The sequence below is a fragment of the Anaerotignum lactatifermentans DSM 14214 genome, from assembly GCF_900142265.1.
In the GTDB taxonomy this organism is placed as follows: domain Bacteria; phylum Bacillota; class Clostridia; order Lachnospirales; family Anaerotignaceae; genus Anaerotignum; species Anaerotignum lactatifermentans.
Window position 1 is genome coordinate 1 of sequence record NZ_FRAH01000020.1, and the last position, 11,950, is coordinate 11,950.

Below are 11,950 nucleotides of genomic sequence, written 5' to 3' on the forward strand. Positions count from 1 at the left end.
TGCTGCTATGATCTCTATCCCTTTTCTTTCGCATAATTCTCTAAGAATTTTCCCTATTTCAGCTTTCATTTTTCCATATATTACCTGTCTTCTATACTTTGGTGCAAATACAATATGATATTTACATTCCCAACTCGTATGTGCTAAACTATTCATATAAAAACCTCCTATGCTTTCTTGTGTCTTGGCGGACTCAAGATAATTATAGCATAGGAGGTTTTTGCTTGAAGCTGAAGCTCACTGATTCCCCCGGCATAGCCGGGGGTTTTTATTGGATTCACCAAAAAAACAGCAGTGTCTTTCCTAATCCGAAAAACACTGCCGATTCTCTTATTCTTCCGTTTCTGTTTCTTCCTCCGTATGGGGTATTTTATAAATACGCAATTTTCCGATACGGTTCTTTTCCATATCTTCTACCACAATACGCAGACCGTCTGTTTCGATTTCTTCGCCGTCTTTGGGGAAGTTGCCCAGCACCAGCAGTACATAACCGGCAATGGTATCCACTTCCTCGCTGATGAGCTCGCATCCGATCATTTCGTTCAGATCTTCCAGACGGGTGCTGCCGTCCACCACGAATTCATCCTCTTTGACAACTTCGATATCTTCTTCTTCGTCGTCGAATTCGTCCTCGATTTCCCCAACGATTTCTTCTACCAGGTCCTCCATGGTCAGCAGACCAGCTGTACCGCCGTATTCATCTAGTACGATGGCCACCGCCAAATGGTCGTCCCGCATCTGGGCAAACAGCTGCGCCAGAGGTTTGCTTTCATAGGTAAAGAAAGGTTCTCTCATATATTTCGCCGGTGTAAAGTCCTCCTGATCTGCCAGGAACACATCTTTGACATACAGGACACCGACAATGTTGTCCAAATCTTCTTCGTATACAGGCACACGGGAAAAACCTTCTTCCCGCACCACTTCTACAAATTCCGCGTAAGTGGCTTCGGTGCTGACAGCCAAAATGTCCGTTCTGGGTGTCATGGCATCCCTTGCTTTCGCATCGCCGAAGTTAACCACGTTATCCATCATGGTACGTTCTTCCTGTTCCAACACACCTTCCTCATGGCTTACATTCAGAATGGTACGCAGTTCCGCCTCTGTAATCAGCGGCGCTCTTTCATTGGAATTGCATCCCATCATTTTCGCAAATGTGCCTGTAACCACATTCAAAACCGCAACCACCGGTGTGAAAATCCAATTGAAAAACGCAATGAGATTGACAACGATCAATGCCACTTTTTCTGCTTTCTGCGCCGCAATGGTTTTTGGTGTAATTTCCCCAAAGATCAAAATGATGATGGTAATCACTGCCGTTGCTACCCCAGCGCCGCTGCCGGCATCGCCGTTGAAAATCTGGATAGCCAATGCTGTTGTCAGTGCAGATGCACCGTTGTTTACCAGGTTATTGCCGACCAAAATAGAGCTTAAAAGCTTGCTGGGGTTGTCCAGCAGCTTCTGAATCTTATCTGCGTTTTTGATTTTTTCATCCACCATATTCCGCAGCCGAATCCTGCTCAATGAAGTCAAAGCCGTTTCAGACGCTGAAAAAAACGCTGAACCGCATATCAGCAATATCAAAATCCCGATCAACACCGGACTGCCTCCGTCCACAAAAATCACTCTCCTAAAAAATACATATAACCTTCTTTTTTACAACTTAATATTTTATTATAACAGAAAAACCCGATTCTTTGCAAGTTACGCCATTTCCTGACGGTTTTTCTCAATTTCCTCTGCCAGTTCGCTCAGTTCCATCCAGCGTTCCATTCTTTCTTCCAGCTTTTCTTCTGTGGCTGTTTTTTCATCGGAAAGCTCCTGCAAACGCATATAATCTGTAGTACATGCTGCCATTTCTGTTTCCAGTGCAGCAATCTTATCTTCCAGTGCGGCAATCTCATCCCCGATGGAATCGTATTCCCGCTGGTCTTTATAAGACATCTTCAGCAGTTTCTTTTCTGCTTTCCGTTCCACAGGGGCTTCTTTCTTCACAGAAACACTCTGGCTTTCCACTGGCTGTTCTTTCAGATAAGCGTTTCTGAAATCGGTATAACCGCCTTCGTACTGCTTGATGCGTCCATTGCCAAGGAAGGCAAAAATTCTGCCCATAGTCTTATCCAGGAAATAACGGTCATGGGATACGGCTACCACTGCCCCTTGGAAATGATCCAGATAATCTTCCAGAATCATGAGGGTTTCAATATCCAAATCGTTGGTAGGTTCATCCAAAAACAGGATATTTGGTGCTTCCATAAGGACTTTCGCCAGATACAGCCGCCGTTTTTCCCCGCCGGAAAGCATGGAAATCGGTCCTCTCTGCATGGGAATGGGGAACAGGAATTTTTCCAACAGCTGAGAAGCAGAAAGTCTGCCGTCTACCGTAGGCACATACTCTGCCACATCTCGGATATAATCCAGTACCCGCTGATTTTCGTCCCATTCTTCGTTTTCCTGGGCAAATACGCCAATTTTGACTGTTTCCCCTCTTGTGACCGTGCCGCTGTCAGGCTGAAGCTGACCTGTCATCATTTTCAGCAATGTAGTCTTACCGCAGCCGTTATTCCCGGTGATGCCCACACGGTCATTCCGCAGGATGATATAGCTGAAATCATGGATATATTCCACGCCGTTATAGCCTTTGCAGACATGTTCCAGTTCAATGGTCTTTTTCCCCAGACGGCTATTAACAGAAGAAATATCCACACTCTGTTTTTCTTCCGGCGCACGAATGGCAGACACTTCTTCAAATCGCTGCAAACGGGCTTTCTGTTTGGTGGAACGTGCCTGCGCCCCACGACGCACCCATTCCAGTTCGTTCCGCAGGAAGTTCTGACGTTTTTTCTCCTCGGAAAGAAGACGTTCTTCCCGTTCCGCTTTCATTTCCAGATATTTTGTAAAGTTTGCCTGATAGGTATAAATCTTCCCTTTTTCCAGTTCCAGCATACGGTTTGCTACCCTATCCAAGAAATAACGGTCATGGGTTACCATCAAAAGGGCTTTGGAGTATTTTTCCAGATGTTTTTCCAACCATTCCACAGTATCGTTGTCAATGTGGTTGGTAGGTTCGTCCAAAATCAGCAAATCCACAGGCGCAATCAATGCCGCTGCCAATGCCACTCGTTTCCGCTGACCGCCGGAAAGAGTTTCTACAGGCTGGGAAAAATCAGAAATACCCAGACGAGTCAGGATGTTTTTGGCTTCGCTTTCCAAAGACCACGCTTCTGCCTTGTCCATTTTTTCGGAAAGCTGTGCCGCCTGTTTTGTCAGTTTCTCATCGGTAGGGTTTGTTTCCAGGGCTTTCATGGTGCTTTCGTATTCCCGCACCAGTGCCATTACAGGGTTATCCCCATAAAATACCTGTTCCAGCACAGTGGTTCCCGGACGGAACACCGGGGACTGGGGCAGATACCCCATACGCATACCGTTCATGGTAATGATTTCCCCACTGTCCGCCTGATTCACGCCTGCAACGATTTTCAGCAGGGTAGACTTCCCTGTGCCGTTGACACCTACTACACCAATTTTATCCCCTTCGTGGATGCTGAAGGAAATATCGTCAAAAATCACTCTTGTACCATAACTTTTACGGATATTCTCCGCTGTCAGTAAAACCATGTTATTCCCTCTTTCTATGTATCGGTCCCCTGATGGGAACCATGCAAAAAACGGGCAGACCACCCTTTTGACGCGGTCTGTCCCGTTTACAATCATTCTTCCTTTTGTTCGGTTTCCGCATTTGCCCCTTCGGTGACAGGCACCACAGCGGCTTTCTTTTTGCAGTAAACATACAGCACCACAGAGGCAATGATCAGTACTGCTGACAACGCCTGAGAAACGGGCACATTGCCGATGCAAAGCTGGTCTGTGCGCAGACCTTCGATCCACACACGCCCTAAGGCATAGCCAAAGAAATACGTTGCGCAGACCTGACCATCGAATTTCTTTTTCCGCTGCAAAATCAGCAGAATGATGAATACACACAGGCTCCACATGGATTCATACAAAAATGTGGGGTGCACCTGAATATAATCCACGCCATTGACTGTCACCAGATTTTGCAGAATATCCGGTGTGACATCAGAAGCACGCACCTGAGAAAGCTGATACCGCATGGCAAACAGGTTATCTGTAAATCCGCCGAAAGCTTCTTTATTAAAGAAGTTACCCCAGCGACCCAGCATCTGTCCCAGAATCAAAGATGGTGCCATGGTATCCGCCATAACCCAGAAGCTTTTCTTTTTCAAATGGCTGTAAACAATGGCTGTGAGGACACCACCAATGATGCCGCCGTAGATGGCAAGACCGCCTTCCCGGATGGCAAATATTTTTTCTGGATGCTGGCTGTAAAAATCCCAGGAAAAAATAACATAATACAGTCTTGCGCCGATGATGGCAATGATCATGGCATAAATGATAAAATCCAGATAGGTATCCGGGTTTTGACCCGTGCGTTTGGCTTCATGGAGCGCCAGCAGCACCCCAAGAATCACACCAAGCCCAATGAAAATACCATACCAGTAAATATCCTGTCCAAATACTGTAAAAGCCGTACGGCTCAAGTGGTCGATTTCGATTCCCAGATTGGGAAACCAAATTTCAGGCATAAGATCCCTTCTTTCTATCGCATTACCGATAGAACCATTTTATCCTGCGCAATGGTATTTTGCAACAATTTTTCCAAATCCTTTTTGTGCAATTCTTTCGTCAGGCGAAAAAGATCGCTCAAATCCGCGTCAAAAGGCGTCAATTCGATCTGCGTCAATCCAATGGCAGAAATGGACTGGAACAGCCGCAAAGTCTGCCCTACTGCCTTTTTCTGCAGTCTGCGGAAATGATTTTCGTCGATACCGTTCTGCTTTAGCCGCTTCCAGTGGGTCAAAAGCAGTTCTGCCGTTTCTTCCGCCTGCTCGCCACTGCCCATAAAGGCGCAGAAGGCAAAACCGTTTCCACAGCTGTACATCCGCTCCAGCGGCGCATCCAGCAAATCTTTTTCATAAGCTTCCAGAAAAAACGGACTGCTTTCTCCTGCCCATAAATCCATCAAAAGCTCCATGGCAAGTTTCTCCCGTAGATTTCTTTCCCCTGGTTCCAGTTTAAAGCCAACTTGAAACACTGGTCGGCGCAGTCCCATAGCAATTTCCCGATACCGCTCCTGAATGGTGTCCGGTTCTTTACAGTATACAATTTTTCCGGTGCTTTCTTTCTCCTGAACCAGCGCTGTTGCTTCCATGATCTGATGATCATCCACATCGCCGGCACAAATGAGCCAGAACTTTTGGGGCAGATAGCAGGCATCATAGACTTTCTGCATCTTCTCCGCTGTGGTGTTTTTCACGCTTTCTTCTGTTCCTGCAACGGGAAAACGCACAGGATGCTTCTGATACATCAAATCAACCATAGTTTCATAAGCTGCCCGGTTGGCGTCATCTTTCCCCATGCGAATTTCGCTTCGGATGATGCTTTTTTCCTTTTCCACATCTTCCTCCTGAAAACAAGGATGCTGCACAAAATCCAGCAATAACCGCAGGTTTTCCATAAAGTTTTCACGGCAGGAGAAATAGTAGACTGTTTTTTCCCCATCCGTAAAAGCATTGGCTGCCGCTCCCTGTTTGCCGAACTGAAAAAGGGCATCTCCCCAACTCTGCTGGAATAGCTTATGCTCGATGAAATGGGCAACACCCAAGGGGAAGCGAATCGGCTTTTCGCTGTTTTCTCCCTGACAGCAAACATCGTTGGAACCGAAAGGCACCACCACCGCCGCAAATTTTTCTCCAAACTGTTTTTTGGGGTAAATACAGCAGCGCATACCTGCCGCCGCCCGTTCCCGCAATATGGTTTCTCCTGCACCATGGCGCATCAATCCCATGAAAATTCCTCCTCTCCTGTCAGGGCATACATTGTCCGCAATGAAAGCTTCTGTGCCGCTTTTACCACATCTTCTACTGTTACATCTGCCAGTCTGCGAAGCATCTGTTCAGAATCCAGATTTGTTCCAATGATTTCCTGCTCCGCCACATAGTCCATGATTTTCCATTGAGAATCGGAAATATCGGATATCTTTCGCCGTATTTGCTCCACTGCATCTTGAAAATCGTCGTTTTTGATGCCATGATCCGCCACATTCTGCAAAATTCGACAAATTTCTGATGCTGTATGCTTGGCGTCCTTCCCAGCAACGCCCGTTTGGACAAAAGCCAATCCTGTCATGGTGTCGCATGTCATGGAAATATCGTAACACAATCCCTGTTTTTCCCGAATTTCCTGAAACAACAGTCCATTTCCACCGCCCAACACTTCACAAAGCACCCGCAGAGAATGAAAGGCTCTGTCCCAAGGATGCAAACCGGAATCAAAAGCCAATACCAGCCGAGTCTGTCCCATATTGGCTTTTTCGGCGATTTTGCGGCAAAGAGCCTGTTTCCGGGAAGTCTGCTGAAATTCCCACAATTCTTTCCCTTGTAAATCCAATGCGCCTTTCCATTTCTTCAACATCTGTCTGCCGTCGCTGTCACCGCAGACATAGAGATACACTGGCGCATGTGCCAGCACATCTTCATAAAAACCGCTGATGTCCGCCGAAGTGAGCTTTTCCAAATCTTCCAGATACCCGTCGGCGCAAATGCCTGCACCTTCGTCTTCCGCTGCCAGTTCTCTGGCTCGTTTTGCGGCAAAGGAGATTTTGTCATCTGCCTGCGCTTCTAGCCGCCGTCTTAAAATGGCTATACACCGTTCCACCGTTTCCGCAGGAAATTGGTTGTCTATTCGTTTTGGATGCTTCATCAATTGGAGCAGAAAATCCAGCACTTCTTTCTCTGACACATGCTTGGAAACTTCCATGGAGAAAGACAGCCATGCTTCTCCGCCTTTTTTGATGATCTGCACCTGCCACAGCGCGCCATAACATTCCTCTGCCGCTGCTGCCACTGCTGTCACAGAAGGATATTTCTCCGTTCCTTTTTGAAGCACTTCTGCCAATAATGCAAGCTTTGTGGCATTTTCCCGGCGCAAAGGCACACGGAAAAAGCCCAGCAGAGCGTTTGTCTTGAACTTCTTTCCATCTACGAAAAACATCCGGCATTGTTCCGCTTTCTTTGCCGTTGTATTCCTCATGCAATCACCTCATTTTGGTTTCTTTCCTCCTATTCTTTCCCGAAAGATGGGAAAAAATCCAAAAAAACAGCAGAGCCTGCTGTTCAGACTCTGCTGTGTGTGATTCTATTTTATTTCATCCATTTTCCATCCAGCAAATCTTGTGCGTCTCTTGTCAGAGGGAAAATGTCGCTTCTATCGATGTATTCCAGAGAGAATTTTCGATTCAGTGCGGCAAAATGTTTCAGACCAAAGGCAATACGATTCAAATAAGAATATACGCCGATGGCACCTGTGGAGAAGTTGTTTGCTTCTTCGCCGTAAATATTCCGCAGTTCTCTCAAATCTGGGAACAATTCATCCACTGTGGAGCCGAACCGCTGGAGTTCTATAGGAATGTTACCTGCTTCGATGAGTTCTCCCACTTTTTTGGCACTCATTGCCGCTGCCATGGATGCCCGGCAAATGCCGATGGCGCTCACATAAGGCGCACCAAACGCCAAAGCTTTATAAACCTGATCTTCCATGGCAAAACCGCCGGTGATAGCAATATGGGGCAAACTCAAGCCTTCTTTTTCCATACGGGACATGATCTGCACCAGTTCACTTTCCATTGCCACTGTAGGCAGGCACCATTCGTTCATCATTTTACAAGGGCTGTAACCGGAGCCGCCGCCTGCGCCGTCGAATGTAACCATATCCACCTGTGCCATGGACGCAATGCGCAATACCCGTTCCAAATCAGCCGGATCATAGCCAGCCATTTTGAAATATACATTTTTCAAGCCAATGGCACGGAGTTCATCAATGCGTTTGCAAAGGGATTCTTCGTCCCACATAGGCAATCTGCCATAAGAACGGAAGTTTTCCCCAAAGCCTGCTTTGTAGCGTTCCTGCATCTGCGGATCGGAAGGGTCAGGAATCACCAGCAGACCATTCTGCTGTGCCTTCAAAGCATCCTCCAAGGTTGCCAGACGGTTTACAGGCTGTGTGCCTTTGGCGGACTGACCGAATTTGATTTCAATGGCTTCACAGCCGCATTCCTTGATGGCGTATTCCGGTACACCAATGCGGTCATCGTCAATATTCACCTGCAAAATAATCTGTCCATATCCACGGTAATATTTTCGGAAAGCATCCAGAAATTCTTTCAGCTTCGGGCAATGTACCACTTTGCCGTTTTCCAGACGCAGTGTAGGGTCTTTGGTTACGGCACCTTCGCCGATGACGGTCAATACGCCGGCCATAGCCGCACCGCCAAAGTAATCCTGCCAGTTCAACTTAATCAGAGCAGGCAGAATGATGGGCAATTTCAGCTTCACAGGATGGAGTGTGCCGATTTCTGTTTCCAGATTCACATCGTGAATGGTTGCCTTATCGGAATCCGCTTCCGCACCCATAGCACCAAACACCCGCCCATTGATGTTGAAATGGGAGTAATCAATGGGATACTGTTTTTCCGATGCTACCTGATTGTCCCCGGTAGTGGTGGGATACACGGCATCTGCACCACGCACAGCAGACAAACCAATTTCACAAGTACCTACACAATCTGCTGTGCACATGGAGCACATACCGGAAAATGTGCAGGGATGAGCAGCATCTCTCAGTTTTGTTCTGTTGAAGGCAGAACCAAGCAAAGGACTATATGACATAACCAAGACCTCCTTATCGCATCATAATTTATCATAAAACCATGGTAACATTAAGGATGATTATTGTCAATTTTAACAATTCCTATATTTTTTCAGGAATTTATTTCTCATAACTGTGTATGCATTTTTGCAATAATATATGTTCATTTCGAATAATTGTATTGATAAAAACGCATACTTTCATTTCTGCCATGTCATGGCAAAATCTACAAAGGGCTGCCATGTCTGACGGAACAGACTGTTTTGCAGATAAACGAAATTCAATTCCCGAAAAATATCAAAATTCAAAATTTCCAGAGGGAAAAGTCGCTTTTCTTCTAACTCCTGTTTCACCACCGGTTCATACAAAAACGTAATGCCAAGGCTGGCTTCCGTCATGGCTTTGATAGCTTGAAAATTGCTGATTTCCTGTACAGTAGAATAACTATGCACCGTAAAATTATTCTCTTTCAGCAATTCCTCCAGAATATCTCTGGTACCAGACCCAGGTTCCCGCAAAATCAATGGTTCTGTGTGGGTTCCCCATAAGGAAATAGATTTCCCACGCAAGGGACACGCCTTCCCGCAAACCCCCAAAAACCGCTCTCGTTTATAAAGGGTAAAATCATATTTTTCTTTATCAAAAAAGCCTTCTACAATGGCGAAATCAATTTTTCCTTCTTCCATCATGTGCAGCAGCTTTCCTGTGTTATCCACTGTCAAATGCAGGCGATACTGTGGATATTCCTGCAAAAAAACTACCATAATAGGCGGCAGCATGTAATCTCCGATGGTTTTTGTGGCACCAATCCGAAGATGGATTTCCGTATTTTCTTCCCGCTGCATCTCCTGCAGAATTCCTTGGGCATTTGCTGTCATTTGCTGGGCAAGGCGCCGCAGAGTTTTCCCTTTTTCCGTCAGACGCAGCACTTTCCCCTGATAGGAAAAAAGCCTACAGCCATAATATTCCTCCAGCCAGCGAATCTGCTGTGTCACAGCCGGCTGGGTAATATGCAGCGTTTCTGCCGTTTTGGTATAATTCATAATATCACAGAGCGCCAAAAACGTTTCCACGCGATTGTCCAGCATGATATTCTCCCCTTTCAAAACTTTTCCTCCATCATACCATATTTCTGCCCATGAAAAAAGCAGAGAAACCATTTGGGGCATCTTCATAAGAAAACAAAGAAAGCCAAAATCCTTATCATTGCAAAAGATTTTGGCTTTCTTATTTTAAGATTTTATTTAATATATTTTCTTCTGAAGACCGCCGTCGCAATTCCTCTTAAGAAATCAAGAAAAAGGAAAATCTATGTTTTCTTAAGAGGAAGTTGCTTTTGGTCTCTCTGCTTCCAATTCATTTTTATGCTGCTGCCAATGCTTCCGCAGGTACTTCAAAGTCAGGTACTGCGTCAAAGTTGCTGCATGTCATGTGTACCAAAGTTTTGGAAATGGTAACAGGATTTTCTTCTCCGCCACTCATAACATCCATAATTCCCTGCATCATGGCTGTCATATCCAGTTCGTACTGCATCACATAGCCATCGTCACTGATCCACAGTTTTACAGGCATGCCTTCTACGCTGTCCATGAGGGTAACCAGATCATCTGCGGAAATACCCAAGCCAGCAGTTGTAGATTCGATACCGGAGTTTTTCAGAGCTTCTTCCATAGCGTCGCCTGTCAGCAGACCTTCAATCACTGTTGTCTTGTTACCGTTGATTTCTTCTGTACCTGTGACCTTGAAGGCCTCGATGTTTTTCAGATACAGATCCATATTCTGTCCTGCGTTGTACTGAGAAACGTCTGCACTTGCCATAGGCTGGTGAATCCATTCTCCGTCCACCTGCATATATGCATCCACAGTATCACCGTTCTGTACTGCATACATTTCATATGTCTGCAGCGCTTCGTCGTTCAATGTCATGCTGATGGTCATATTGGTTTTGAAGGGATCCAGCTTCAAATCCATATCAGATTTTACCACGGACTTCATGGATTCTTCTTCAAAAGCCATATCCATCTGTACTTCCATCTGGGCAGACATACTTGTCACTTGCGCCATTGTGTCATTTGCTTTCTGCAGCAATGCTTCTACGTCTGTTGACTGTTTCGCACCACAGCCTGCTGCTGTAGCTGCCATTGCCAGTGCCATAGCCAATGCAAAAATTCTCTTTTTCATTTACCTGTCCTCCTTTGGGTTGGTCTTGATTAAATTTGATTTTCTGCATCATACCATAAACAACAGAGGTTTGTCCGCAAATTCTCTTTTCGGTAAGAATTTCTTAAAAGAACATTAGGAAATTTCCACTGCTATCTAATATTATGCATCATTTTCGAAACAATCTATACAAAAACAGTATGCATTATATCATTTCCTGACAGAACTCCTCAAATTCCACTGCTCCTGACGTAATTTCTTTCGGTATTTCAAAATCGGATATCTCGTTGAAATTACTGCATGTCACCCGCAGCTTTGTTTTTACGATTGTCTGGAAGTTTTCTTCTGTGCCGCTGAGATTGTCCAGAGCTGCCTGCATCCTGTCTGTCATATCAAATTCATAACAAATCAAATAACCATCGGGACTGATCCAAAGACTGACAGGCAATTCCTTCATATCTTTCAGTTCAGTATACAATTCGTCTAAACTCCATCCCAAACCACCGAATATCAGATCAATACCCAAGGTTTCCAAAACTTTTTCCATAGCTTCTCCAGTCAATACACCGGAAATTTTTGTCGTTTGTATTCCATCGATTTCCTCTGTACCATCCACTACAAAAAAACTGAGATGATTCAGAAACAGATCCTTCTGCATCCAGATGTTGTACTGAGAAATATCTGCCATGGTTCCTGCTTCGTGAACCCATTTTCCTTCCATTTCCGAATAAGTATCTATATCTTCGCCGTTTTCCACAGCGTACGTGCCATATCTCTGTGCCACTTCACCATTGCGTATAACAACAACATCCACATTTGCTTTGAAAGGCTTCGCTATGGTATCTATTTCCGATTGTATGATAGTACTGGTGATTTCTCCATCAAAGGCAACATCCATCTGTCGTTCCGTCGTCACAGACATACTTTCTACCTGTGACATGGTTCCATTTGCCTTTTGCAGCAATGCCTCCATGTCCGGCGTTGGCGTTCCACTTCCTGCTGCCATAACTGCCGCTGTCAAAATGCCCGTAATGATTTTTCCGCTGATTAGCACGAATTTTTCCTC

10 protein-coding genes are annotated in these 11,950 nt (G+C 45.5%); all 10 read right to left on the reverse strand.

Annotation, left to right across the window (positions count from 1 at the left end; all coding sequences use genetic code 11):
* Positions 1–156 (reverse strand): IS200/IS605 family transposase (gene tnpA, locus BUB35_RS06950; protein WP_143158955.1); only part of this gene is annotated, 156 nt, incomplete at its 3' end.
* A gap of 174 nt (positions 157–330) precedes the next feature.
* Complete coding sequence (locus BUB35_RS06955) at positions 331–1,614, reverse strand: HlyC/CorC family transporter (RefSeq protein ID WP_072850397.1); 1,284 nt, start codon at positions 1,612–1,614, stop codon at positions 331–333.
* 87 nt (positions 1,615–1,701) lie between these two features.
* A complete protein-coding gene (locus BUB35_RS06960) occupies positions 1,702–3,615 on the reverse strand; it encodes an ABC-F family ATP-binding cassette domain-containing protein (RefSeq protein WP_072850399.1) in 1,914 nt (637 codons plus the stop codon).
* Positions 3,616–3,707: 92 nt separating this feature from the next.
* Entirely contained in the window at positions 3,708–4,604 is an 897-nt protein-coding gene (gene lgt, locus BUB35_RS06965; RefSeq protein ID WP_072850401.1) for a prolipoprotein diacylglyceryl transferase, read from the reverse strand.
* A gap of 14 nt (positions 4,605–4,618) precedes the next feature.
* The gene (yfmH, locus tag BUB35_RS06970; protein ID WP_072850403.1) at positions 4,619–5,866 is read right to left on the reverse strand and encodes an EF-P 5-aminopentanol modification-associated protein YfmH; all 1,248 of its coding nucleotides are present in this window, start codon (positions 5,864–5,866) and stop codon (positions 4,619–4,621) included.
* The gene (locus BUB35_RS06975) at positions 5,857–7,110 is read right to left on the reverse strand and encodes a M16 family metallopeptidase (RefSeq protein ID WP_072850405.1); all 1,254 of its coding nucleotides are present in this window, start codon (positions 7,108–7,110) and stop codon (positions 5,857–5,859) included. The genes yfmH and BUB35_RS06975 overlap by 10 nt, the downstream gene beginning before the upstream one ends.
* A 110-nt stretch (positions 7,111–7,220) precedes the next feature.
* Positions 7,221–8,744: a glutamate synthase-related protein gene (locus BUB35_RS06980; protein ID WP_072850407.1), complete on the reverse strand. Its 1,524-nt coding sequence runs from the start codon at positions 8,742–8,744 to the stop codon at positions 7,221–7,223.
* Between the two features lie 180 nt (positions 8,745–8,924).
* Entirely contained in the window at positions 8,925–9,830 is a 906-nt protein-coding gene (locus tag BUB35_RS06985; protein WP_159432868.1) for a LysR substrate-binding domain-containing protein, read from the reverse strand.
* Positions 9,831–10,086: 256 nt separating this feature from the next.
* A complete protein-coding gene (locus BUB35_RS06990; protein ID WP_072850409.1) occupies positions 10,087–10,905 on the reverse strand; it encodes a DUF6612 family protein in 819 nt (272 codons plus the stop codon).
* 184 nt (positions 10,906–11,089) lie between these two features.
* Entirely contained in the window at positions 11,090–11,938 is an 849-nt protein-coding gene (locus BUB35_RS06995; RefSeq protein WP_143158956.1) for a hypothetical protein, read from the reverse strand.
* Positions 11,939–11,950 lie beyond the last annotated feature (12 nt).

Excerpts from the sequence above, each read along its gene's own strand:
- yfmH (WP_072850403.1), bottom strand. The coding sequence starts at position 5,866 with ATGGGATTGATGCGCCATGGTGCAGGAGAAACCATATTGCGGGAACGG.
- BUB35_RS06990 (WP_072850409.1), bottom strand. The coding sequence starts at position 10,905 with ATGAAAAAGAGAATTTTTGCATTGGCTATGGCACTGGCAATGGCAGCT.
- BUB35_RS06980 (WP_072850407.1), bottom strand. The coding sequence starts at position 8,744 with ATGTCATATAGTCCTTTGCTTGGTTCTGCCTTCAACAGAACAAAACTG.
- BUB35_RS06960 (WP_072850399.1), bottom strand. The coding sequence starts at position 3,615 with ATGGTTTTACTGACAGCGGAGAATATCCGTAAAAGTTATGGTACAAGA.
- BUB35_RS06975 (WP_072850405.1), bottom strand. The coding sequence starts at position 7,110 with ATGAGGAATACAACGGCAAAGAAAGCGGAACAATGCCGGATGTTTTTC.
- lgt (WP_072850401.1), bottom strand. The coding sequence starts at position 4,604 with ATGCCTGAAATTTGGTTTCCCAATCTGGGAATCGAAATCGACCACTTG.